We start from the raw sequence: 24,751 nt of genomic DNA, 5'->3' as shown, positions 1-24,751 counted from the left end.
CGGCGTGCGGGGGAGCACCTCCGCACCCCGCTCGGGCGCCCATATGTTCGGATGGGGCCGTCGCCGACCGCACCGCTCCGGATAGGCTGGGCGGATGACGCGAGCCGAGCAGCCAACGGTCGTGAGCCCCACCTCCGACACACTTGCCGCAGACTCACGCCAGCGCGCCGTACGAGCCCTGTTGCGTGTTCCCCCGCTGAAGCGGTTGTGGAGCGCCCAGCTCGTCGGCAGTATCGGCGATGCACTCGCCCTTCTCGTGCTGGTGCTGCTGTCGCTGCAAGCGGCGGTCCTTGAGGGCTCATTCGGATCCGGATACCGCGGGGCGGCCTTTGCCGTCGCCGCCGTGTTCGGTGCCCGAATCCTTGCCACGCTCCTCTTCGGAGCCGTACTCCTGGGGCCGCTGACGACGCTCACCGCGCCCGGTGGACCGCTGGACCGGCGGTGGCTGATGATCGGGGCGGACGGCCTGCGGCTAGCGCTGCTCGTCGTCGCCCCGCTGTGGATCGACTGGATGCCCGACAGGGCGCTCATGATGATCCTCATCACCGTCTTCGTCACCGGCGCCGGCGAACGGCTGTGGACGGTCGCGAAGGAGAGCGCCGCCCCCGCGCTGCTGCCCTCCCCGCCCCCCGAGGGCGCCGCGGTACGCCCGCTGCCCGACCACCTCGACGCCCTGCGCAGGCTCTCCCTCCGTACGGACTTCGCCGCCGTCCCCGCCGCCGCGGCCGTTCTGCTGATCGCCACGCTGATCGGCAATCTGCTGTCCTCGGGGCTGGAGTGGTTCTCCTTCCACCAGGCGGCTCTCGGTTCGTACGTCGCGGCCGGGCTGTTCTCCGCCTCGATCTCGACCCTCTACTTCCTCGAAATCCCTGGTTCGCCGACGCCCCGCCCGCGCTCGCCCCTGGAGGGTCTGCGACGGCCGTCCACCGGCAGCGGCCCGGACAAGGGCCGCACCGGCGCCGTCCCGCTGATCGTCGGCGCGTGCGCGGCCGTCGCCGGAGCGATCGCAGCCGCAGCCGCAGTCGCCGCACTGCACGCCTACGACCTCGGTGGCGGACCGGCCACGTTCGCCCTGCTGATCCTGGCTCTGACGGGCGCCACAGGCGCCGGTATCCGTACCGCGGAGAAGGTGCTGCCCACCCTGTCGCGGCGCCGGCTGCTCGCCATCGCCACCGCCGTCACCGGGGTCGCGCTCCTCGCGATGGGTCTGGTGCCGGACACGGCGACCGTGGTGTTCCTCGCGGTCCTCGCCGGTTACGCGGCGGGTGTCGCGGCCAACACCGGCCACACGCTCGTCGACCAGGAGACCGAGGAGTCCCGCAGGGCCAGGACGACTGAGCACCTCCAGGCAGTCGTCCGGGTCCTGATCGCGCTCGGCGCGGTCGCGGGACCGCTGCTGGCCGCAGCGATCGGCACCCACCGGCTGATGGCCGGCGACTTCGTCTTCGCGCACGGCGGCGCAGCGTTCGCCCTCATGCTCATCGGTGCCCTGCTGCTGCCGGTCGCCGCGATCGTCCTCGCGAAGACGGACGACCGTTCCGGGGTGCCGCTCCGCCGTGACCTGCGCGAGGCCCTGCGCGGCGGCGAGCCGGCTGTCGCCCCCGCCGCCACCGGCTTCTTCCTCGCCCTGGAGGGCGGCGACGGGGCCGGCAAGTCCACCCAGGTCGAGGCGCTCGCCGAGTGGATCCGGGCCAAGGGCCACGAGGTCGTCGTCACCCGCGAGCCCGGCGCCACGCCGGTCGGCAAGCGGCTGCGCTCGATCCTGCTCGACGTGTCGTCGGCCGGGCTCTCGAACCGGGCCGAGGCACTGCTCTACGCCGCCGACCGCGCCGAGCACATCGACTCGTTGGTCCGTCCGGCCCTGGAGCGCGGCGCGATCGTCATCTCCGACCGCTACATCGACTCGTCCGTCGCCTACCAGGGCGCGGGCCGCGATCTCTCCCCGACCGAGATCGCCCGGATCTCGCGGTGGGCGACGAGCGGACTCGTACCGCATCTGACGGTGCTGCTCGACGTCGACCCGGAGACCGCGCGGGAACGGTTCACCGAGGCGCCCGACCGGCTGGAGTCCGAGCCGCCCGAGTTCCACGCCCGGGTACGGTCCGGCTTCCTCACGCTGGCCGCCGCAGACCCGACCCGCTACCTGGTGGTGGACGCCGGCCAGGAACCGGAATCGATCACCACCGTCGTACGCCACCGGCTCGACCAGCTTCTGCCGCTCTCCGAGGCCGAGATCAAGGCCCAGGAGGAGGCGCGCAAGGCGGCCGAGGAAGAGGCCAGGCGCAAGGCCGAGGAAGAGGCGGCGCGCAAGGCGGAGGAGGAGCGGCTGGAGCGCGAGCGCCAGGAGCAGCTCGCCAAGCTCCGCGTCGAGGAGGAGGAGCGGGGGCGCCGCGAGCTGGAGGAGGCGCGGCAGCGCGAGGCCGAGCGGCAGGCGGAGGAGGCCCGCCGGCAGGCCGAGGAAGCCCGTCGGGTCGCCGAGGAGGAGCGGGTCCGGCGCGAGGCCGAGGAGCAGGCGCGCGAGGCCGAGCAGGAGCGGCTGCGCAGGCAGGCCCAGGAGGAGGCCCGGCTGCGCAAGGAGGCCGAGGTGCGGCGGCTGGAGAAGCAGCGCAAGGCGGAGGAGGCGCTGCTGCGGGCCGAGGCTGCCCGGCGGCAGGCCGAGGCCGAGGCGGCCGCGTCCGCTTCCGTCCCGGACAACGAGCTGACGGTGCCGACGCCGGTCGTCAGCCCGAACGAGGTGACGCAGCCGGTGCCGTCACCGGTCGACACGTCTTCGGACCAGGCCGAGACGACGATGATCCCGAGGATCGCCGATACGTCCGAGCGGCCTGCGGTACGGGACGCCACGGGCTCCGCGGACGAGACAGCGGTACTTCCGCCGGTACGTGACGAGCAGCCGGCGGACCGGGTTCCGCGGGGCATCTTCCGCGACGAGCGCCCGGCGGACGCCGTACCGGAGGGCGAGAACGAGCGCACCCGGGAGCTGCCGCAGGTCAGCGATCCGCACGCCGCCCCCGAGGCAGCCGAGGACCGGCGTCCGGGCCGGGGCCGCCGGCGTCGCCCGGAGTGGGCCGAGGAGACTCCGCTGGACGATCTGCCGACCCTGGCCGACGAGCTGCTCGGCGACCACGACCGGGACGACGAGGGCCATGGCACCTCCGGACGGGGCCGCCGCCCGCGCCGCTGAGAGCGGCCGCGGCGGGTGGCCCGGGGGGTGAGGGGCGGACCGGATCGCCGGGAATGTCAGACCCTTCCCCCACAATGGGAAGCCGGAGCCGTAGACCACCACCGGAAGGGCGGTGACCGATGACCGTATGGGACGACCTGGTCGGCCAGGACCGGGTGCAGGAGCAGCTCGGTGCCGCCGCCCGGGACGCCGATGCGCTGGTCACCGCCATTTCCGCGGGGGATCAGGTGCCGCCGGGGTCGAAGATGACCCACGCCTGGCTGTTCACCGGACCGCCGGGTTCCGGGCGGTCCACCGCTGCCCGCGCCTTCGCCGCCGCCCTCCAGTGCACCAGCCCGGACCGCGCGCTGGGCGGCGCACCGGGGTGCGGTTTCTGCGACGGCTGCCACACCAGCCTCATCGGGACGCATGCCGACGTCGAGGTGGTCCGTACGGACCTGCTCTCCATCGGCGTGAAGGAGACCCGTGCGCTGGTCCGCCGCGCCCAGCTGTCCCCGGCCGTGGGCCGCTGGCAGGTGATCATCCTGGAGGACGCCGACCGTCTCACCGAGGGCGCGGGAAACGTGCTCCTGAAAGCGGTCGAGGAGCCCGCGCCCCGTACGGTGTGGCTGCTCTGCGCACCCTCGCTCGAAGACGTGCTGCCCACCATCCGGTCCCGCTGCCGTCACCTCACCCTGCGCACGCCCCCCGTCGGCGCCGTTGCCGATGTGCTGATCCGGCGTGACGGAATCGAACCGGAGCGGGCCGCGGCAGCCGCTCGCGCCACTCAGGGGCACATCGGCCGCGCCCGCCGCCTGGCCACCGACGAGAAGGCCCGTGCGCGCCGCGCGGCCGTGCTCAGGCTTCCGCTCCGGGTGGAGGACATCGGTGGTTGCCTCAAGGCCGCCCAGGAGCTGATCGACACCGCCACGGAGGACGCGAAGCAGGTTTCCGAGGAGGTGGACGTCAAGGAGACGGAGGACATGAAGGCGGCACTCGGCGCGGCTGCCGGAGGCCGGATGCCGCGCGGCACGGCAGGGGTGATGAAAGAGCTGGAGGACAAGCAGAAGCGCCGCAAGACCCGTACCCAGCGCGACAGCCTCGACCTCGCCCTCACCGATCTGACCGGCTTCTACCGCGACGTACTGGCGCTGCAGCTGGGTTCGCAGATCGCCCTCGCCAATGTCGATGTACGGGACGCACTCGACCGCATCGCCGGGTCCTCGACGCCCGAGCGCACCCTGCGCCGGATAGAGGCGGTGATCGCCTGCCGCCGGGCGCTGGACCGCAATGTGGCGCCGCTGCTCGCAGTGGAGGCGATGACGATGGCTCTGCGCGCCGGCTGATCCGTCCGCGGTCCTCGTCGCGCACCGCCGATTCATCCGAATGGGTAACGAAACGGGCCAGTCGCCCCTTGAGGGCTACGCTCCGGGCATGGATACCAGGCGTCTGCTCCGTACCTTCGCCACCGTGCTCGGCACGACCGGCCTACTCATCTCCGGCTGCAGCAACGGCAGTTCGACGACGAGCCCGTCGGGCCCGACGACCGCCGCACCCGCGGCGCTCCAGCCGTACTACGCGCAGCATCTGAGCTGGCGGGACTGCGGCGTCCCTGGTTTCCAGTGCGCCACGATGAAGGCGCCGCGCGACTACCGGAAGCCGGACGGCGGCGACATCAAGCTGGCCGTCTCCCGGAAGAAGGCCACCGGTCCGGGCAAGCGGATCGGCTCCTTGCTGGTGAACCCGGGCGGCCCCGGCGGCTCGGCCATCGGCTACCTCCAGAGCTACGCGGCCCTCGGCTACCCCGCCGCGGTCCGCGCCCGCTACGACATGGTCGCCATCGACCCGCGCGGCGTCGCCCGCAGCGAGCCCGTCGAATGCCTCACCGGCCCGCAGATGGACGCGTACACCCAGGTCGACCAGACCCCCGACGACCGTGCCGAGGTCTCGGAGCTGGGCACCGCCTTCGACAAGTTCGCAGACGGCTGTGAGCAGCGCTCCGGCACGATCCTCCCGCATGTCTCCACCGTCGAGACGGCCCGCGACATGGACATCCTGCGGGCCCTGCTCGGCGACGAGAAGCTGACGTACCTCGGGGCGTCGTACGGCACCTTCCTCGGTGCGACGTACGCCGAACTCTTCCCCGGCCGGACCGGCCGTCTCGTCCTCGACGGTGCGATGGACCCGTCGCTTTCGTCGCTGGAGATGAACCGCGACCAGACGGCGGGCTTCGAGGTCGCGTTCCAGGCCTTCGCCGCGGACTGCGTGAAGAAGCCGGACTGCCCGCTCGGCACCACCTCCACCGCGGACGCCGCGACCCGGCTGAAGCAGCTCTTCACCGACCTCGACGCCAAGCCCGTCCCGGCCGGCGACTCCCGCAAGCTCGGCGAGTCCCTCGCCACCACCGGTGTCATCGCCGCCATGTACGACGAGGGGACCTGGCCCCAGCTCCGTAGCGCCCTCGCCGGCGTCCGGGCGGGCGACGGGTCCGGCCTGCTCGCCCTGTCCGACAGCTACTACGAGCGAAAGCCGAACGGCACGTACGCGAACCTGATGTTCGCCAACGCGTCGGTGAACTGCCTGGACGCGCCCCCGGCCTTCACCGGCCCGGACGCCGTCGAGCAGGCCCTCCCCAGCTTCGAGAAGGCCTCCCCGGTCTTCGGCAAGGCCTTCGCCTGGGCTGCCCTGAACTGCGCCCACTGGCCCGCCGCGCCCACCGGAACCGCGCACCGCATCACGGCGAAGGGCACGTCCCCGATCGTCGTGGTCGGCACCACTCGTGACCCGGCGACCCCGTACAAGTGGGCCCAGTCCCTCGCCGCCCAGCTCTCCTCGGGCAGGCTCCTCACGTACGAGGGCGACGGTCACACCGCGTACGGCCGCGGCAGCCACTGCATCGACACGGCGATCAACACGTACCTCCTGGACGGCACCCCGCCGGCCGACGGCACGAAGTGCTCCTGACTCCCTGCGGCTCTCCCTGCCGCTGACCTGCGCATATGGCCCCTGAGGCGGGTGGTGCGGAGCACCCTCGGAAACTGTGTAAACTTAGCGACGCTGCTGCTCGCACCATAGTGCGACAGGGCGTGCCGCCTTAGCTCAGTTGGCCAGAGCAACGCACTCGTAATGCGTAGGTCTCGGGTTCGAATCCCGAAGGCGGCTCTGTAGAAGCCTCAGGACTCACTCGCCGTGACCTGGGGCTTTTGCTTTTCCTTGATCAGTTCGTGGACTAGACCACTCTCCCGACCGGACTCCGAAACGGCCCGATGGGAACGAAATGGGAACGAGGGTTGCAATGCGTAGGTCGCGAGTTTGAACCGGTCCGGGGAGGTCAGCGTGCAGTGGATGCAGGTCTTCGACGGCGCAGGCTGCGGCTGGACCAGCCACCAGGACCCCGACAAGGCCACTGGCACGCTGCGGACGGTCGAGGACGCTGCGGCGTGGCCGATCTCCCACCCGCGGTGCACGCGTGGCTTCAGGCCGCGTCCCGATCACGTGCCTGGTACGGCTACCGCACTCGTGATCACCGGGCCGGAGTGGCACCCCGTTCGCCGAACCGCCCCGGTCAAAGGGGGAAGTACGTGATGCAGGAACTGCGCTTTGATGACCTGCGATTCGCCGTGAGCACCGGCAACGATCAGGTCTGGCTGCATCGGGGGCTCGGCGGCCATGAGCTGCGGGTCCAGCTCAACGTCGCGGCGACGCCTTTCAAGGAGGCTGGGCAGATCCTTGCTCTAGAGGCCGACCTGTTCGGCTTCGGGCCCACCTCCGGACCGCGATCCGTCCTGGCACGCACGACCTTGAACCTGGCCTACACACAGGCCATCACCGTGCACCGGGTCCAGCTGTCCTTCCTGTTGACGTCCCTGCAGCTGCACGCGATCGAGGACGGCAGGGGCAGCGACATGCGCTTCGAACTCGACCTCAATGCCACGCTGCCGCAGGCCGTCGGCTACCCCGCCTGCGCGCCGGAGACCTTGGGCATCACCATCGCCAAGAGCCGGTGGGAGGAACAGATCGCCGCCCTCGGCCCGTCCTCCGCGTTCGAGATGGCAGTCCCATTTCCCCTTGCTGACGAGCCGCGCGCCGAGGTCGGCCGAACCCTGCGCGAGGCACAGCGTCTGAACACGGTCGGCGAGATCCGAGCGAGCATCCTGGAAGTGCGCCGCGCACTGGAATGGATCCAGCAGAACGCGGGGTGGGACAATCCGGGGACGAAGAAGGCCGCCGAACAGTGCAGTCAGAGCGAACGATGGTGGCGGATCCAGGCGGCGCTGTATAGCCAGACCAGCGGAGCAATGCACAACGACGCGATCACCCGCGACTTCCAGTACAGCCGGGCGGAGGCCGAGACGCTGCTCGCCATGACGTCGGCACTGCTGCGCAATGTGTCCTGATGCTGCCTCGGTTCCTGTAACCCGACCCCAAGGTCACCGAGCTCTGCAAGGAGCTCGGAATCTCCCGGCAGACCCTCTACCGGCACGTCTCACCGGGACGGCGAAGCACGACCTGACGGGGCGCGGGTGATCGCCCGCAAGTGCGGACCGCAGAGGCTGCATCGTGGACCCAGCGGCCATCACTTACGTGGCGTCGGTCTGGGGGTCGTCGTCCCGGTCGGTCGCCAGTGCGGCCGGCAGCGGCAGCCCATACTTGTCGCACAGGAATCGGGTCTGGCAGTACCGCTGGGCGACGGCGGCCACGCTGCCGAGGACAGCGGCATTCATGCTGACACCGGTGGAGGCACCCACGAACGGCACGACCTTGGCGACTTCTTGAACTGACACCCTGGAGCTGGCCGGGCCCAGCTGCTGCATCAACTTCTCAAGGGCGGCCAGGAGGCGGGGGTCCTGGCGGAGCTTGTCCGACCACCTTATGCGTCCCTTGACCGCGTGCGCCGCCCGTGCGGTCTCACACAACGGCTTGGCTTTGGCCGCCTGTGCCATGAAGGACCGGCGTACCAGGCGTTGGATGAAGATCTGCTCACCGGGATCTTTGGCGTCGTAGCTGTAGGAGTACGCGATGCGCGACGCGATCGACGTGCTCAGGACCTGGACGACGAGGATGCCCGCTGTCATCGCGACGAGGGTACCGGCGACGGGGGCCGTAGCCAGCGCGCCCATGGCCCCACCTTCCAGCGCGCCGGCGGTCCGCCACTTGAGGGTGTTGCGGGTCAGCAGCCGGTCGCAGACCTTGAGGTCCTGCTGCCGTGGTTCGGTGAAACTGATGAGTTCGAGACCTCGCTTGCGGGCGAGCTTCTCGACGTTCTTGGGGTCGTTGAGCTCCAGGGGCAGGTTGTTGACCAGCTCGAGCAACGCCGCCGTGGCTCCGAGCGCGGGTCGCATGGCCATGTCGGCGACCGCGTCGCCTGCGCGGCGGATCGGTTCTGTGACCGCCTCTGGCACAGCGTCCGTAAGCCGTCTCACGGCGTTTACCGCGACCTCACCGGTGCGACCGAGCACGCCGCTTGCCCAGTTCGGCAGACCACGGCGGTTCTTGCGGCGCTGCCAGTGCTCGTTGAGCGTGTCCTATACGTGCCCCTCGTACGCGGTCATCGGGGTTGAACCGTCGAAGAGTGAGTCGGCGTAAGTGCTCATTGAGGTTCTCCATTTCGAGTGTGATCGCTGGGTCCACGCTGCCCTACCAGCCGACACGTGGGTGAAGCCGCAGTGCGGGGGCCGATGTCCGAAGTCGACTGCACCGACCACCTGTGGGTTACGTAGTGTTCGCGCGAGCACGGCGCTTGACCCGCAGACCGGCGCCAAGCACCGCCAGCCATGGCGCATCTGACCACCGTCCAAGTGAAGGTCACCCCCGTGCCGGCGGGGAGCAGGGGCGTCAGTTCGTCTCTGCCACGTCCGTGACCTTTCCGGTGATCTTGGTGCCGGAACTCGCGGTGGACAGGGACGAGGGGATACCGGACAGTGCAGGCCGCTGCCCGCAGCATGGCCACCCTCCTCGCGCCCCTGCTCCTGCTCACCGGGTGCGGGAGCGGCGACCCTTTCCTCTCCTCGCAAACCGGCAAGACCTACGAGGAGGCCGAGAGCGCGGCAACCCGCGCCGGCTTCAAGCACATCAACGGCATGACCTCCGCCGGTCGCCTTCTCTTCCTGGGCCGTGAGGCCGACGGCGCACTATGGACCGTCTGTGGCGACAAACGCTTCCTTCAGGGGCGCGAGGAGGGCGCCCATGGCATCACCTTCGTGGTGGTGAAGGACCCAGCGCACTGCCAGGACGGCCAGGTCACCGCCGAGGCGATGAAGCACTACCAGGAATAAGAGAGGTGGAGGACGCCGCGAGGGAAGCCAGAGCCACGCACGACGCTGGTGGACGGGCACCCGGAGACGATCTCGACGGCGACGGCTGGCTGGACGACCCCTGCACCGATGAAGGCGTCCCCCTCGCCGAGGAGTGCTGACCTGTGCACACCGCGAGGGGCGCCGGCCTCACTGATGCCGAATCCTGCTGCGCCCGAGATTCTGATTTTGAGAGGGTGTGCATGTACGAGTCGGACCGGAGGGGACGGAGCCACCACCCTTGATCATTCTGGACACCAACATCCTCTGGGGCGTGACGCTGGACAACAGCACCGCCGACCTCCTCCGGGCGCTCGCGGCGGCCGATATCCACGTCGCTGTCCCGTCGGTGGTCTTGGAGGAGCTGGCCTCACAGCGGACTCTGGAGTACGTCGCGGCGCACGATTCGGCGACTTCGGCGATCGCCCAGCTGGAGCGGCACGTTCCGTGGGGAGAGGTGCCCAGCCTCGGCCAGGCCGACAAGGAGCGGCACCGGGAGCACTGGCGGGACGTGTACCGGCGCATGGTCGAGGTCATCGAGCCGAGCGCGGAGGCACTGCGGACCGCGCTCTTCCGGGAGTCCAACGTCCTCCCGCCGTGCAAGCGGCTCGGGAAGGGCGACAAGACCGGTTCCCGTGATGCCGCGATCTGGCTGACGGCCGTCGAGTACGCACGCGACCACGAGGACGAGACGGTTTACTTCGTCAGCGCGAACACGAAGGACTTCGGCGACGGCACGGAGTACCCGGAGCCGATGAAGACGGACCTCTCGGGTATCGAGGACCGTTTCGTTCACCTCACCTCCCTGGACGACGTCGTGGAGCTCTTCGCGAAGCCGGCCGAGCTGGACGAGGGCTTTCTTCCTGCGCTCCTGGCACGCGAGGAGTGGATCGAACTGGTCACGGACGCGCTGTCCGACCACCTGCCCGAGTACGACCCCAACGACGACACGGGATGGCTGAACCCCCGTCTTCCTTACACCCCGCTCGGGGACGGCGAGAGCGCGGGGGAAGTCCGCTCCGCGTTGGGGTGGTTTGACCCGCCCACGCTCACCTTCGACGGCGCCTCGGACATGACTGCCCACAGCATCGGCGGACAGGACTGGTACACGGCCACGGTCCGGTGGTTCGCCTCCGGCTTGATGATGCTGACCGGACCGTGGCTCACCCCTGCGGCGAACACCCTGGAGACCCGCGTACTCGTGACCCAGGACGAGAACGGCGCACGCATGTCAATCCTGCACAGCCAGCCTCCCCGGGCACTCACCGCCGAGGAGGTCAGTCGGGTCCCCAACACGTGGACCAACTGGCGGCAGGAGCTAGATGCGCGATTCCCGCCCAACCGGCTGCCGAGGCAAGCCTCCGCCGGGACGCCGTTCCTCCCTCAGCCCGGCTCGCCAGCTGACGCTTTCTCCACTCTGCTCACGCTGGCCATCGCCGGCTGGGCGAATCGGAAGAAGTCGAAGTAGGCCGCCTCCTGGCCGTCATCGGGGGCGGCGGAGCCCTTGGCCGCCGCAGCCCGAGGGGCGTAGCCGGGCCCAAGGCCTAGTAGGGCTTTGTTAGGTGGCGTCGTAGGGCTGCCATGGGGTGGGTTGTCGGCAGGTGGGGCAGGTAGGGCAGGTGCCGGTCCAGGTGGCCAGGAGGTGCTGCAGAAGGTCCAGAGCCTGGTAGAGGGTCAGGCCCTGGCAGGGACTTTTGGGCAGGTCCGCTGTTCGGTCAGGAACAGGTGGGCTGCGGTGACGAGGGTGACATGTCGGTGCCAGCCGGTGGACGAGCGGCCCTCGAAGTGGTCCAGGCCGACTGTGGTCTTCAGCTCTCGGTAGTCGTGCTCGATGCGCCAGCGCAGTTTCGCGAGCCGGACCAGATCACGGCCCGGGATGTCGGCGGGCAGGTTCGAGATCCAGTACTTCATCGTCCTGTAGCCAGGACGTGTTCACGCAGGCTGACCGGTCGGGTGTGGTGGTAGGGCGGCTCGTAAGGCTCGGCCGCCTCGGCATGGGCGGTCATTTCGGCCTTGACCTGCAGTGCGTATGGCAGGCGCCGGTCCTGGAATATTGCCGTTGCACCCCGGCCGATGTGGTGCCGTTCTTGACGAAGCCGGTGTCGTCGATGACCAACACACCTTCTGATGTGCCGAGTTGCTCTGCTGCGTAGGACTGCAGGTTATCGCGGAGACGGTCGGCGTCCCAGCGGCTGTGGGACAGCAAGTGCTGGAGTCCGTCCGGGGTGGCATGGCCGGCGTACTCAGCAAGCTGCCAACCGTTCTTGCGGCCTACCGGGCCCAGCAGCCCGCGCGCGTAATTGTGCATCCGGCGTCGTGGTTCTATCCGGGCGAAGCAGGCTCCGGTCCGCAGGAATAGATTCTCGAGTTCGTGGTCCCAGGCACTCGTGGGCACATCATTGATCACGCCTATGGACTGCTCGGCCCGCTGCCACTACATGCGGCGCGGCCACCCGTTCGCGGGACGGTCCGCCAAGACCGCCCCGCACCCAAACCCACCCCGCTACAATCCCCACACTCAAGCCATTGACCAGCGGTAATGGAGAAGTCCGGCTGGAGTACTAGGCCTACCTGAACGAGCCGCTACGCCTTAACTGGGTTGGGTTACGGCTGAGCGTCTCGTTCCATGACGGCAGTCGCTGCCTCGATGCCGTTGACGACCTCGTACTCGAGGTCATTGATCCCGATGTCATGCTTGACCGTGTCGAAATGGATGCGGGCGGAGGCGATTTTGCCCTGCTCCGCGGGACGGAGCAGCTCGAGCTCGTTGACGCCCTTGGTCTCGAAGACGATGTAGCGGCTGCCATCGGTACGTTCAACGGTCAGGGCCCAGTCGGGGTTGTACCGGCCCAAGGGCGTCGGGATTGTGAATGAGGACGGGAGTTTCACGAAGGTCTTGACCTCGGGGCGTTGCAGCAGCGCGAGCGCGAATTCCTTCTCCGTCTTCGAGTCGACGACCAGGTACTGGTAGACGGACTTCTTCTCGAACGAGATCGCGTTCCCCTCCGCATCGGAGATGATGTTTCCTCCAAGGCCGGTGTACCCGGCGACATCGGCTTCGCGAAGCAGGCTGAGCGCGTACCGGCGGTCTGCTTCGGGGCGGGAGGAGTCCACCAGCTCGTAGCGCAGCCCCTTGATCAGGAAGTCAGCCTTGGTGATGTTGAGCTGGCGAGCTACGCGGTCGACGTACGCCTGTGGGTTGGCGCGGAACTGTCCGAGCGTGCCGGACTCGGTAAGGACGTGAGCGAGCGTGGCACGGGTCAGCTGGGTGCGGTCTGCAAGAACGGACAGAATGTCGGGCAGGTCCTCGCTATCGGCGTAGGTGACATCCGCGCGCCGCGTGGCGGCAGCTTCCGCGGTGAGGCCACTCTGGTCTATGCGCTCCACGCGGTGCGTGACCCACTCACCCCGACGCTTCGGCACTGGAAGCATGTCGCGCAACGCCTTGACCATCGAGGCACGAAGGTCGACCTCATCGACCTCGACGCGGTACTCCGTCCGGTGCTGGATGCGGTCCCACAGCTCCTGGAACTCCGGGCTTTCCAAGCGTTCCTGGACGAGGGGCACTGCGACGCGTTCGACGGCCTTCTTGACGTCGATAGGCTTGGCCAGGCGCTTGATCAGACCGAGCACTGCCTTGGCAGCGGCCTCGGAGTCCACGGAGTCGCTGACAATCTTTGTGAGGCTCGCGTCGCCGGTCTGCAACGCCTCGCGCAGGCTGTCCTGCACCTTTCCCTTGGCATCGATGTACCCCTCGGAGAACAGGGCCTGGTACAGCGTTTGCGCGGCGGCCGAGCCCACGGGAACGACTTTCCCGTCCTCCGTCTTGAAGGACAGGCGTGCGAAGCCGTCCACAGTGATGAGACCGAACTGAATACCCAGGTCGTCGGCCATCTCGCGCTGGAGACGATCGGCGAACTCCTCATAGGACTCGTTCGCGATCACAGTGAGGCGGTTGATGTCGAAGCCGCGTACACGGTTACCGGCACCGTCCACACACAGGCGTAGACCGCGACCGATGGACTGGCGCCTCCATCGATCGGTGCCCATGTTCCTCAGCACGCAGATCTGGAAGACGTTGGGGTTGTCCCAACCTTCCTGGAGTGCAGAGTGGCTGAAGATGAAGCGGATGGGCGTGCCCGGGGTAGTCAGCCCGACCTTGTCCCGCATGATCTGCTCGTAGGCCAGGCCGGCCTGCTGGCGCCCCTTATCGGTGGCCTCCTTGGTGTCGACCAGTACCTCGGCGCCTCCCTTGCGCCTATCTACGGAGAAGTACCCTTGGTGGGCCTCCTGCGCGACCTGGTCGGCAGCGCAGCCGCTCAGCAGGGTGTTGAATTCCGGCTCGGAGGCGATGCGCGCGTACTCGTGCTCAAAGATCCGCGCGTATTCACCGGGAACCGCCTCACCGTCGGGGCCGTATTCGCGGTATTTGGCCACGGAGTCGACGAAGAAGAGGCTGAGTACCTTGATGTCGCGTCCGTGAATCGCGAACTCTTGCTCCTTGCGGAGGTGCTGTCGGATGATCTGGGCGATCATCTGGCGGGCTCGCTCATCAACGCTGACCTCGTCGCCGATGCTGTCGCCGACGTTCAATGGCTGTGCGACGGTGTCAAATGCAATGCTCTCCTGCCCCGAGGCTGCGTTGATGGCGACCACAGTGAGGTCCTTGTACAGGTCGCGACCGGTCACGTCCGCGAGGTTGTTTCGGGACGTGGTGTCCACGGTGACAGCCTTGCGCTTGATCTCGTTGCCCTGCTCGATGTCCGCCTCGACGCGTGCCGTGATTGCACCGGCCTTGCCCCGCGTCACTCCGAGCAGCTTGACGTACGGGGTTGTCCCACTGGCCGAGGTGACCAGAGAGTCGACTTCGATCTGCTTGACCAGCTGGCTTTCGTAGGCGGCAATGGCGTCCAGGCGGTATACGAGATTGGCCTTGTCAGCCTTGTGATGGGTGGCCGAGTAACGCAGGGTGGCAAGGGCGTTCAAGCCCTCCAGCGCGCTGCGACCCGCACCCTTCTTCTTGCCGGTACCGGTGTCGCCGTACACGCTCTGCGGCTCGTCGACGATGATGATCGGGTTCGTGTCCCGGATCAGGTCAGCGGGCACCTCGAAGTCGAGGTCCTCTGCTGGCTGGTAGATCTTGTTGGTCGTCTTGTTGATCGCCGCCACTGTGACGATCATGATGTCGATGCTTGGCGAGGTGGCGAACGAGCGCACGCGAGACGGGTTGCTGCCGTCGAACTGGTAGAAACTCATCGGAGGGTTGCCGTAGAGGGATCCGAAGTGCTCGCGCAGCATCCGGAGGGACGTCTCGACACCCTCCTTGATAGCCACCGACGGCACCACCACCATGAACTTGGTGAATCCGTAGAGCTGATTGAGCTCGTAGATGGTGCGGAGGTAGACGTACGTCTTGCCTGTGCCGGTCTCCATCTCGATGGTGAAGTTCATCGAGTCCAGCGACGGCTCCGGAGCGAGACCAGAGCGGTTCTGCACTTCGTGCAGGTTGGCCAGAATCGTCTCCGGATCCAGACGCAGCATGTTGCCATAGCCCCGGTCGGAGAACCCTTCGAAGCCAGCGTGAGCGGCCGGGTGGGCGTGCACAGTGAACTGGGAGGCCATGACCTCCTGGCCCCTGAACAGACCCGTGACCGCGTCGATTGCCTGACGCTGGTAGTCGAGGTCCGCGTCGAAGGAGAACTTCATCAGATGCTCCGTAGCGTGGTGAAGCCGGCCTGCTCGAGAGCGGCGGCGAAATTGAGCTTGGCGGCAGAGTCGATGAAGCCCGTGTCACGGACGACGACCGTGGTGTCGGCGTCGCCCGGGTCTTCGTCACGCCAGGCCACCAGGGCCTTGGCGACCTCGTTCGCGCGCGCGACCGTGATGTCGGTGCCGAAGTAGGCGAACAGCGTGCCTGCCAGGTTATACAGGGTGCTGCAAGCAACCTCGCGCGTCTCCAGCGGCATGGTCAGATCCACGCCAAGGCGCAGCATCGTCTCGACCAGCAGGTCGTCCGTGGTGCGGCCGGTGACGAGGTTGTCTACAGCTCCGAGCAGGTCGAGCTGGTCGGGCGTTCCGTCCCATGCCCTCACGTTGCTGGAGGCCAGGCGGTAGGACCGGAGGCCGGTGTCAATGTCCGCGGCGTCGAGGGCCTGCTTGGAGGCGATCTGCTGGCCTGCGCGGCGCAGTCGCTCCCTCGTGATGTCTGCGATCGTGTCGTAGCCGTCCTGATCGACGTGCTCGTCGAGCTGGACCAGGATGTAACGACGATTGCCGCCATCGGCGGCGTTGAGGTCCATGACGGCGTGGCCGGTAGTGCCCGATCCCGCAAAGAAATCGAGGACCAGTGCCTCAGAATTCGACTGCGTGACCAGGTCGATCCACCGAGCGATGACATTCTCGTCCTTGGGGAAAGTGAAAACCCCCTTGCCCAGAAGGGTATCCAGCCGCTTTGACGCTGCACGTCGGTCGGTATAGAAGACGGGCAGCACTGACTGCGTACTGGTCTCGTCGAGGTAACGCTTGTACGTGGGGCGCGTGGTCTCGTCGGATCCGAACTTGATGCGTCCTTCGGCGAGGAGCTTCGCCATGCGCGGCTGCTCGTAGGCCCAACCGTTCGGGTGCATGTTGGCGGGCTTGCCCGTCACCGGGTGGAGAACGTCGTAGCAGAGGTTGGGACGCGGGTTCGGGCTGCGCAGGTTGTCGCCGAAGTAGACCGTCCCCGGACGTCCGTTGTTCCCGTCGATCTGGCTGTAGTGCTCGGAAGCCCTCCGGGGGTCGTCCGATGCAAGGCTGGCCCACCATCCCCTCATCAGCTTCGTCGCGACGGCTTCGACCTCGCCGGAGTCGGCCCATGCCTTGCGTCCAGCGGCGAGGATCGAATCGACGCCCGGCTTCGGCTCGCGCCATCGCACATTGGCCAGGGCGCCGATGTCCTTGACATAGATCAGCATGTAGTCGGTGGACTGCGAGAGGAAATGGGCGTCGTTCTTGCGCCCGCCCTGCCAGGTCACGCTCGCGATGAAGTTCTCCGCACCGAAGACCCGATCCATCAGGAGCTTGAGGCGTGCGTGCTCCACGTCGTCGATGGCTACGATGGCGACGCCCGTTTCCTTGAGCAGGTGGTGGGCCACTAGCAGGCGCGGGTACATCATCGACAGCCAAGCGGTGTGCCTGGAGGCACCGGCCTTGCGGTCCTGGGCGCGGTCGGAGCCTTCGCCGCTCTGGAGCACGCCGGCGTCGTCACGCTGACCGGCCGCCGTCTCGTGCTCGGACCGGGAGGTGGTCCGCCTGTCGTCGTAGATGAAGTCGTCACTGCCGGTGTTATAGGGCGGGTCGATGTAGATTACGTCGACCTTGTTGGTGTACCCGCGCCGCAGCAGACGCAGGACCTCGAGATTGTCGCCCTCGATCACGATATTGCGGGTGCTGTCCCAGTCCACGGATTCCTCGGGCTTGGGCAGGAGTGTGCCTGTCGCGGGGAGGGTGGACAGGCGGCGGGCCTCGGCCATGCCGGGCCAGCGCAAGCCGAATGCCTCTGCAGTGGTGGGGGCGGCGTCGTTGCCCAGCAGGTCGCGGAGGACGTCGACGTCGACGGTGCCGTCGACGACGGCGTCAGGGAAGAGGCGGGCCAGAACGTCGATGTTCGACTTGGCCTCGCCGGGGCCGGGCAGGTCGTTGATCGGTTCGAAGTCCAGGGTCACAGGGAGGGCCTTCTTCTGCGGGGTGCGGGGCGGAGTAAGGAGTCGTTTGTTAGGCGATGCCGGAGTTGTGGTCGGCACTGTAAAGGGTGCCTCTGACACTTGAGATCCGTGCACGTAGAGCCCGTGCTTCTGTGTTGAGCTGGATGCGTAGCTGCTGGTTCTTCGCCTGTTTGGCATCCCGCACGACGGTGGCTAGCTTGGACTCCAGCTCGGTCAGCTGTCGGCGCAGTGCGATGGCGTCCACTGGCGGCAGGGCAGTGCTGGCGGGTTGTCCGTCCGCAGCGGCGGTGCGTACGAGGTCGCGGTACAGCGCCCACATGTCTGTGCGATCGAGCCGGTCCAGGTGCAGGGTGCCCGGTTTGATCGGCCCAGCAGGCACCATGACGTGCGCGTCGATCACGGAGGTTGACCGGGTGGGGTCCGTGCGGCTGACATGGCTGATTGCCAGGGATAGCACCGTGGTGCCGTTAGGCGTACGTGCGAGCAGTACTACAGGCTTGGCCATGCTGCGGTGGATGAGCTCGATCACGCGGGTGCGGTCGGCTGCTGTCGTCGTGTCTGCCAGGGCGACCTCCAAGACCGGGATATCGACGACGGCACGCTCGGTGTCCTGATGCTTGGGTACCTGGATTGTCTCCGGGCGCAGGATCCCGACCAGCTGTGCTGAGACCACGGCCTTCGTGAGCAGGCGTGCATCGGCGGGTGCCTGATCCTCGAACTGCGCCGACAGCATCTTCTTGGTGATGCGGTGCTGCTGGCGTGCCGCCTCGGGCAAGCCGAGCAGACTGGCACCGTCGTACTCGTGGAGTATGTCGGTCACGGGATAACCGCCACCCAGGCGACCACGTCCACGGCTTCCAGGCCGGGCGCGGTGGCGTCCGTCCCGAGCTGGGAGGGGCCTGAGGAGAACAGGGAGGCCACCATGTTCTCAGCAGCCTTGCCGGAAGCGGCTCGGACTGCCACGTCCAGCAGGTCGCGGTAGTGCTTCATGGATTTGCCGGACCTGGTCGCCTTGTCGAACTCTTCAAGGACGCTGGCGTCAGGTTCAGTGCTGCCCAGGCAGTGGTGGCGCAGGACGTCCAAGGCCAGCTTGGGTTCCTCGATGGTGTGGGCGAGCCTGCCGTCGTCGGTCACGTAGGCGAGCACGTAGGGGGCCAGCGGGTAGGCCTTCGAGAAGGTGAACGCGTCGTCTCGCACACGCAGGAGGAAGACCGCTCCAGGAGCGAGCTCCTCGTCGGCCAGAGCCTCATCGAAGCGAGTGACGCCGAACAGGGCCAGGGGCCACCCGGTGATCTCCCGGATCTCTTCGCGTTGGCGGGCGGCGGCGTCCATGCGGAAGTCAGAGAGGGTCAGGTCGGTGATGCTCAGGCCACCGGCGAGATTTTCCATGCTCGGAACGGCGTTCTGCATCTGCTGCAGCTGCCTGCGCCGGTAGTCGAGGTCGTTCATGTCACCGGACGTAACGTTCAGGACGTTCTCCTCTCCGGTCGCGGAGACGTCCAGGAGGGTCATGCGGCTGGACACGCGCGTCTCAAGGTTGATGTAGGCATCCAGGTCCATGTTCGGCCAAAAATTCACGAGTTGCACGCTCGTGTTGGTGGTGCCCAGACGGTCCACGCGCCCAAATCGCTGGACGATGCGCACGGGGTTCCAGTGGATGTCGTAGTTGACCACCGTGTCGCAGTCCTGAAGGTTCTGGCCTTCGGAGATGGTGTCGGTGGCGATCACGATGTCGATCTGCGGTGAACCCAGGTCGCCGCCCTTAGAGCGCGGGGAGAAGGCGGAGAGCACGTCGATCATGTGGGTGCGCTTCAACGGGAGTGTGGTCCTTGTGGCCTGACCGGTAATCAGAGCCACGTGCACGCCCAGCTCGTCGCTGGCCCAGCGGGCCACGTGCTCGTAAAGGTACTCGGCGGTGTCGCTGAACGCGGTGAACACCAGAGCCTTGCGGTTGCCGTCATTGGTGGGGTGCTCGGCCTTGTCACGCAGAAACTGCTTAAGCCGGACGAGCTTGGCGTCGCGGGTGACATCGACCGCCTTCACCTCGGCCAGCAGGGCAGCCACGGTGTTCCGGTCCTGCTGGAGTTCCTGCCTCCACCTAATCCGGTCGATGTCGGCGAGGAACACCTTGACACTGCCGCCGACGGTGTCCTCGAACTGGGGATCGTCAAGGTCGATGGTCTCCAGGTCGGCGAAGCTGTCGATGGAGGTTCCCTCGCTCCCGGTCGCCTCGTATGCGTCGATACTGGCGATCGCGCTATCGATGGTGGCGAGAATCTTGCCGAGGGTCTTACCCAAAGAGTTGACCGAGGACTCCAGGCGCTTGAGCAGCCCCACCCGCAGCAGGTGGACCACGTTGTTCTCGCGGTCGGTCTGCTTCCACACGCGCTGACCGCCGGTGCGCACCTTCTGGTCGTACATGGCGGCGTACTTGCTCTCGTACTTCGTGCTGACGTAGGAGGTGGGCTTGTAGGCAGCCAGGTTCAGGCGCAGGATCGACCGGTTGATCTGCTCCAGCGGGATCATCGTGCCGGCCGAGTCGATAGGCGGAGTCAGGTTGGTCGGGGCCAGGCGAACGGGGAACTTTCCCACGTCCTTGGTGCCGTAGTACTTCTCGATGTGCTTACGTGAGCGGGCGATCGTGACCAGGTCCAGCAGACGGATGTAGTCCATGCCGAGTGTGCCGACCAGGGACTTCGTGCTCCGGGTGGCCGCGGGCGTACGCTGCCAGTCGTTAAATTGCTTCTGCGCCTTGACCAGGGTTGCCTCGATGCTTTTGATCCCGTCTCCAGCCAGGGCCTGGTCGTTGCCCTCGGTGGCGAAAAGGACCTGGTTCTTGAGGTCGGCCAGGCGAGTGTTCACAGGCGTGGCGCTGAGCATGAGGACCTTGGTTTTGACACCGACCTTGAAGACCTCGTTCATGAGGCGCTCGTACCGGGTAGTCCGGCCCTTGACCTGTGGGTTGTTGCGGAAGTTGTGGGACTCGTCGATCACGACGAGGTCGTAGTTGCCCCAGTTGATGTTGGCCAGGTCGATATCCCCGGACAGACCGCCGGTGCGACTGAGGTCGGTGTGGTTGAGGACGTCATAGTGGAAGCGATCCTCAGCCAGCGGGTTGCGGCTGTCGTTGCTGCGGTAAACGGTCCAGTTCTCCCGCAGCCGCTTGGGTGCCAGGACGAGCACGCGGTCGTTGCGCAGCTCGTAGTACTTGATGACTGCGAGGGCCTCGAAGGTTTTCCCCAGGCCCACGCTGTCGGCGATTATGCAGCCGTTGTGGCGCTCAAGCTTCTCGATCGCGCCGAGCACGCCGTCGCGCTGGAACTTATAGAGCTTGTTCCATACGACGGAGTCGTAGAACCCGGTCTTGCCGCGCTCGGCAGTCTCCTCACCGGACTCCTCGACGAAATCCTTGAACAGGGAGGTCAGGACACGTAGGTAGACGGACTCGGGGGCTCTGTCCTCGACGAGAGCTCGGGCAGCGTCGAGGAACTCCTCCTGGACGGTTCGGGTGGTCGCATCGTCGTGCCACAGTCGCTCGAAGTTGACTACGGCGTGTGCCACCTTGTCTGCGTCCGTGGACTCCTGGGGGAAGTACAGGTCCGGGGATGCAACCAGTCCGAGGCTCGCGGCCTCGAGACCTGCGCCGTCGACTACATAGGGGAACGGGCCATCCACGCTCGTCCAGGTGCCGCGGGTGCGCCGCTTGAGCGTTCTCGCCTGGAGATGTTCTTCGGCCCAGGCCATGAACGCGTGGGCGATGCGGTGCTGGTCCAGCCGTGCACGTTTGAGGTTCTCCTCCTCAAGGCCGTTGAGAGGCAACTCCTCGAGGCTGTGGCCGTGCAGGATTAGACGCAGGTCGACGTCGGTCAGCTCGTCTTGGAGCGCCTCGTAGACGAAGAGGGAGAACGACTCTGACAGCGAGTCCAGGCGCGTGGCGCCGGTAAGGTGCTTGCGCAACCGGTCGATTGCACGGCCTGCGTCGCTGGGGACCATGAAAGCTGAACCTCCAGGGTGAGTACGTGGGTTCATTGTTGTGCGGGGGCGTGAGCGACGCCGGCGCTATCGACGCCGTGTGACTGACCGATCACGTGGCAGTTGCCCGAGGTGGGCGGAGTGAATGTCGAGCCCGGGGGCTCCAACACCTCTGGCCCGGTCGGCACGCGAATCCCCCGGCGGTCTCAACGCCGGAGGCGCAGGCGCGTCCGTGTACCTGCTCTAACGCGATTGCCCGCGTCATCGTGACGGCGCGGACCACGAACAGGACCACCGCTGAGCAAAGAGCTGGTCAGCGGACTTGCCCGCTCCAAGCCGGCTGCCGTGGATCTGCGCCTCCAGGTCCAGGGTCCCGTGGTGCCCGACCTTCCGCATGATCCCGGTCAAGTCGTCCACCAATCCCACCTCTCTGGGGTCCAACCGCAGGGTACAGCGGGATCGCTCCCGCCTTTGGCCTAACCTCGCCGTTTCGGTTGGGCTGAAGCGGCGTCGCTGACCGCCAACTGTGGGGTGGTCGAGGCAATTTTGTTGCCTGGGCATCGCGAAGGCCCGGCGCGGTGGTCGGGTTCTCCAAGGTCCTTCGGGTCATGGGCGGTCAGGGATTCGCCGGTCAGCCGACGGGGCGGGGTAGTGCGGCGAGGCGGTGGAAGGCCGTGGTCAGTTCGTTTCTCCAGGGCCAGGTCGCTGATATCCGTAGATGGAGTCGGCGTCCGCCGCGGGTGAGGCGGGCGGCTGCGTGCAGCAGCCGGTAGCGGAGCTTCTTGGGTTCGGCAACGGCCAGGTCGCCGTCCATCAGCAGCACGCGGGTCCAGGCCAGCAGGTCGATCGCGGCCAAGGACAGCTCGAGCCAAGCGGCGTTGATCGCGAAATGCCGGGAGGGGAAGCGGCCGAAGCCGGTGGTCTTGCCGCAGCGGATGTGGTCCTCGACGGTGGCGTGTCCGCGGTGGCGGACCTCCAGGAACTGTGCGGAGCCGCCGCCTGAGTACGGGGTGTCGGTGAGGAATACCTGGTGTCGCAGGCCCTCGTCCTGGTCGAAGAGGGACAGTTGTGCGCCGGGGTGCGGTCGTTCGCGACGGACGGTGATGCGGGTGCCGGCCGGGTAGCCGGCAAGGTCGGCCATGCCGGTCAGCTCGGCGACCTCGGCTCCCTCGCGCAGTGTTCCGTTCTGGTCCAGGGCGGGATGCCAGAGTTGCTCGGGCAGCGAGCGGATCGCTTGGCGGACGGGCTCGGTGACCGCGTATCCGACCGAGAACCGCAGGTCCAACCCGTGCTCGCGCACGGTTCGGATGTGGGCGAGGAAGGCTTTCGCGGATCCGGCGCTGTCGGCGCGGACCAGGATCGCGGTGCCGTGCCGGTGAGTGTCGGGGATCTGCGCGAGGGCGTCGTCGAACACCGCGATGTGGTCGGCGGCGGTGTTGGCTCCGGAGTTGCCGGGCCGCAGCCGGCCGGACATGGCCTCGCCGGTGTTCGCGAGGAAACACAGCAGCGGGTGGAAGCCGAAGCCGCCCTTATAGGCAGGTGCGGCTTGTTCCTTCTCCGAGTGGCAGGTGATCAGCGTGGCGTCGAGGTCCAGGACCAGTCCGGGCAGTTCGCGCCCTGCGGCCCGGACAGCGGGTATGCCCTCGCCGGTCTCGGTGGCCTGCATCCAGGCGACCTCCCGGGCTGAGGCGCGGGCCGCTCGCAGTGAAGCGAGTGCGGCGTTGTCGGTGTCGGCGAGCAACCGCCAGGCCGTGGGGGTGGAGGCGACCGGGCCGAACACCTCGGCCTGGTCCCGCAGCACGGCCAGATCCGTAATGGCCTCGCCGCCGTCGGCAAGCATCATCGCGAGATCCGTCATGATCCGGCCCGGGTCGTGGCCCGTCCCGCGTTGCATCGGCGAGATCGGCCAGCAACCGCGATCCAGCATGTCCAATCACCCTCGCCCCGTCAGTGGACACCACGAGCCTGGGACGAGAACCGATACCCTTCACGCAGAAAGTGCCTTCCTCCGGCGACGATCAAACCCCTAGACAAGGTTCATCGTCCCAGCTCAGGAAGGCACTTTCACGTATCCGGCCAGCATCCGGACCAGCCCCAACCGAAACGGCGAGGCTAGGTGCTCACGCGTGGAATGCAGCCAAGGCGTAGCGGGGAGCGTGCACTCTGCCGCGCCCGCGCTCGACCTACGCGACCTCGCCGGGTGTGTCCTCCGCGACCAAGTCAGATGTTGCACCCTGAATGGAACGACGCCGTGGTACAGGCTGGGGCGTCATCGATCCCCGCCGAGACCCGCCACCCTGCCGAACCTGGGTGGAAACTCAACTGAGCGGCGCAGAAGTCCAGCGTTTCTCTTCCGCGTCCCACCGGTAGGACACGAACTCGCCGTCAATGGCCCCAAAGCAGGTCCATCCCTCGATTCTCCAACTGATCACGAACCTGATGTCACTTTGCGGAGCGTCTGCTGCGCAAAGATCCGGGAGCTGGCCCAGTGCCTCGGCAGGCACGCTGGGTGAAAAAGTGATCCGCCAGCCCTGTTCCGTTCTCAACTCGATGTAACGGCTTTCAACTCCACCTAGCTGTCGAGCCTGGCGCCGTAGGAACCGCCGCACTGCGGAGCGTGTTGCGTCGTCCAGTCTGCCAGCCAGCCGATTGCCGAAGTGTGTAGCGACCGCGGCAAGAAACGGCGCCGCCGCTAGGACGGCACTGGCTTCAAGGCGCGACAGCAGGTCGTAATGCACGGGCTGCTGAGCAAGTTTGCTCTTTTTGGTCACTGCTCCCCCCTTCGAGACGAGCATGCCAGTCCGAAGCGGCGGAGATGCTACGAATGGTGGACTGGCGCCAATCCATCCCTGCATGGATGAGGACTCTGTCGCCAGCACCTGCGGCCTGTTTCGCACCGGCCGAGGGCCCGACAACCGCACCCTGCTCGCCACCACCGGCAACGACCGCACGGTGCGGATCTGGGATCTGGGAGCCGCAACCACCTCGGTCATCCCTGTGAATTTCGTAGCACTCGACCTCGCTCGCGTCAACAGTGATCTCGCGATCGCCGGACCAGAGGAAGTCCTGGTGATCAGGCTGCACAGCGGCATCGCTTGATCGGGGTGGCCGCTACTTTGCTGCTGCCGACGATCACGACGCGGTTAGGGCTGTAGTACGCGAGGACGAGAACCGACCGCGATCCGCCATGACTGTTGCACTCAGCGCACCCCATACTCCCACCCGAGATCGTCGCCATCGAGGCAGAACGCTGCGGCCCCTTCCGCGACGCTTTCGGCCTGTGCACCGGCTGCGGACTGCGCGGCCGCATCCAGCACCGCTGCGCCGCCGACGACCCCGACCGCGCCCGCGAGTCACCTCGCGCCCCCTACGCTCAGCCCTGGAAGTGGGTGCCTTGCCCGCACGAGTGCAGCCACGTCGGCCAGCCGGAGATCCGCCCCAGCGTCCTGTACGGACTGGTCCCGCAGCTCAGCCCGAACCGCTAGCCTGTCCTCAGCGGCAGCGGCCGCGTAGAGACGGCCAAAGAGGCCCTACCCCCAGCGGGGTAGGGCCTCTTTGCGTCGCAAGGGGGATGCGTCGGAGACGAGTTCGCCCGGCGCCGTGGCCTTGCCGCTTGCTCC

15 protein-coding genes, 1 tRNA gene and 4 pseudogenes are annotated in these 24,751 nt (G+C 67.2%); 11 read left to right on the top strand and 9 right to left on the bottom strand.

The features are described from left to right. Nucleotides 1–94: 94 nt before the first annotated feature. The 6 genes and pseudogenes from tmk to ACWD6R_RS16060 all read left to right on the top strand — a co-directional run. Nucleotides 95–3,184, top strand: a complete 3,090-nt coding sequence (tmk, locus tag ACWD6R_RS16085) for a dTMP kinase (protein WP_451819236.1) — start codon at nt 95–97, stop codon at nt 3,182–3,184. Between the two features lie 119 nt (nt 3,185–3,303). Beyond that, nucleotides 3,304–4,509 carry a DNA polymerase III subunit delta' gene (locus tag ACWD6R_RS16080; RefSeq protein ID WP_451819235.1) on the top strand — a complete coding sequence of 402 codons (1,206 nt, stop codon included), beginning with the start codon at nt 3,304–3,306 and terminating at the stop codon, nt 4,507–4,509. Nucleotides 4,510–4,597: 88 nt separating this feature from the next. After that, entirely contained in the window at nt 4,598–6,127 is a 1,530-nt protein-coding gene (locus tag ACWD6R_RS16075) for an alpha/beta hydrolase (protein ID WP_451819234.1), read from the top strand. Between the two features lie 124 nt (nt 6,128–6,251). After that, nucleotides 6,252–6,325, top strand: a tRNA-Thr gene (locus tag ACWD6R_RS16070). A gap of 419 nt (nt 6,326–6,744) precedes the next feature. Beyond that, complete coding sequence (locus ACWD6R_RS16065; protein WP_451819233.1) at nt 6,745–7,560, top strand: hypothetical protein; 816 nt, start codon at nt 6,745–6,747, stop codon at nt 7,558–7,560. A gap of 32 nt (nt 7,561–7,592) precedes the next feature. Beyond that, nucleotides 7,593–7,676 (top strand): annotated as a pseudogene (locus tag ACWD6R_RS16060) (hypothetical protein); the annotation flags it as partial. A gap of 67 nt (nt 7,677–7,743) precedes the next feature. Here the strand turns inward: ACWD6R_RS16060 and ACWD6R_RS16055 are convergent. Beyond that, nucleotides 7,744–8,511, bottom strand: a complete 768-nt coding sequence (locus tag ACWD6R_RS16055; RefSeq protein WP_451819232.1) for an EcsC family protein — start codon at nt 8,509–8,511, stop codon at nt 7,744–7,746. Nucleotides 8,512–9,084: 573 nt separating this feature from the next. On the opposite strand from ACWD6R_RS16055, the gene ACWD6R_RS16050 reads away from it, so the two are divergent. From ACWD6R_RS16050 to ACWD6R_RS16040, 3 genes are all read left to right on the top strand, one after another. Continuing rightward, the gene (locus ACWD6R_RS16050) at nt 9,085–9,438 is read left to right on the top strand and encodes a hypothetical protein (protein ID WP_451819231.1); all 354 of its coding nucleotides are present in this window, start codon (nt 9,085–9,087) and stop codon (nt 9,436–9,438) included. A 5-nt stretch (nt 9,439–9,443) separates the two neighbouring features. After that, nucleotides 9,444–9,578: a hypothetical protein gene (locus ACWD6R_RS16045; RefSeq protein ID WP_451819230.1), complete on the top strand. Its 135-nt coding sequence runs from the start codon at nt 9,444–9,446 to the stop codon at nt 9,576–9,578. 119 nt (nt 9,579–9,697) lie between these two features. Then, nucleotides 9,698–10,924, top strand: a complete 1,227-nt coding sequence (locus tag ACWD6R_RS16040) for a PIN domain-containing protein (protein ID WP_451819229.1) — start codon at nt 9,698–9,700, stop codon at nt 10,922–10,924. Nucleotides 10,925–11,130: 206 nt separating this feature from the next. Here ACWD6R_RS16040 and ACWD6R_RS16035 read toward each other — a convergent pair. The 8 genes and pseudogenes from ACWD6R_RS16035 to ACWD6R_RS16000 all read right to left on the bottom strand — a co-directional run. Further along, a pseudogene (locus ACWD6R_RS16035) lies at nt 11,131–11,361 on the bottom strand (transposase); the annotation flags it as partial. Nucleotides 11,362–11,497: 136 nt separating this feature from the next. Further along, nucleotides 11,498–11,851, bottom strand: a pseudogene (locus ACWD6R_RS16030) (transposase); the annotation flags it as partial. Nucleotides 11,852–12,060: 209 nt separating this feature from the next. Further along, nucleotides 12,061–15,162, bottom strand: coding sequence for a restriction endonuclease (locus ACWD6R_RS16025; protein WP_451819228.1), 3,102 nt, complete (start codon nt 15,160–15,162; stop codon nt 12,061–12,063). Continuing rightward, entirely contained in the window at nt 15,162–17,159 is a 1,998-nt protein-coding gene (locus ACWD6R_RS16020; protein ID WP_451819227.1) for a site-specific DNA-methyltransferase, read from the bottom strand. Before ACWD6R_RS16020 ends, ACWD6R_RS16025 begins: the two co-directional genes overlap by 1 nt. A gap of 49 nt (nt 17,160–17,208) precedes the next feature. Continuing rightward, on the bottom strand, nt 17,209–17,979 hold the full coding sequence (locus tag ACWD6R_RS16015; protein ID WP_451819226.1) for a DUF4391 domain-containing protein: 771 nt from the start codon (nt 17,977–17,979) through the stop codon (nt 17,209–17,211). Further along, nucleotides 17,976–21,116, bottom strand: coding sequence for a helicase-related protein (locus ACWD6R_RS16010; protein ID WP_451819225.1), 3,141 nt, complete (start codon nt 21,114–21,116; stop codon nt 17,976–17,978). The genes ACWD6R_RS16015 and ACWD6R_RS16010 overlap by 4 nt, the downstream gene beginning before the upstream one ends. Nucleotides 21,117–21,762: 646 nt before the next feature. After that, nucleotides 21,763–23,122, bottom strand: a pseudogene (locus tag ACWD6R_RS16005) (IS1380 family transposase). 327 nt (nt 23,123–23,449) lie between these two features. Beyond that, complete coding sequence (locus ACWD6R_RS16000; RefSeq protein ID WP_451819224.1) at nt 23,450–23,902, bottom strand: hypothetical protein; 453 nt, start codon at nt 23,900–23,902, stop codon at nt 23,450–23,452. 82 nt (nt 23,903–23,984) lie between these two features. Between ACWD6R_RS16000 and ACWD6R_RS15995 the strand changes: the two genes are divergently transcribed. Next, nucleotides 23,985–24,230 (top strand): hypothetical protein, encoded by a 246-nt coding sequence (locus ACWD6R_RS15995; protein ID WP_451819223.1) that lies wholly within the window; start codon nt 23,985–23,987, stop codon nt 24,228–24,230. Nucleotides 24,231–24,325: 95 nt separating this feature from the next. Continuing rightward, entirely contained in the window at nt 24,326–24,616 is a 291-nt protein-coding gene (locus tag ACWD6R_RS15990) for a hypothetical protein (RefSeq protein ID WP_451819222.1), read from the top strand. The last annotated feature ends 135 nt before the right edge of the window (nt 24,617–24,751 follow it).

It is taken from the genome of Streptomyces sp. NPDC005151 (assembly GCF_053599875.1).
Note: the sequence above shows the minus strand (reverse complement) of the source record. Positions and strands in the feature narration are given on the sequence as shown.

Bases quoted from the DNA above. Each gene is read 5' to 3' on its own strand.
- ACWD6R_RS16075 (WP_451819234.1), top strand. From the start codon at position 4,598: ATGGATACCAGGCGTCTGCTCCGTACCTTCGCCACCGTGCTCGGCACG.
- ACWD6R_RS16055 (WP_451819232.1), bottom strand. From the start codon at position 8,511: ATGGCCATGCGACCCGCGCTCGGAGCCACGGCGGCGTTGCTCGAGCTG.
- ACWD6R_RS15995 (WP_451819223.1), top strand. From the start codon at position 23,985: ATGGATGAGGACTCTGTCGCCAGCACCTGCGGCCTGTTTCGCACCGGC.
- ACWD6R_RS16025 (WP_451819228.1), bottom strand. From the start codon at position 15,162: ATGAAGTTCTCCTTCGACGCGGACCTCGACTACCAGCGTCAGGCAATC.
- tmk (WP_451819236.1), top strand. From the start codon at position 95: ATGACGCGAGCCGAGCAGCCAACGGTCGTGAGCCCCACCTCCGACACA.
- ACWD6R_RS16080 (WP_451819235.1), top strand. From the start codon at position 3,304: ATGACCGTATGGGACGACCTGGTCGGCCAGGACCGGGTGCAGGAGCAG.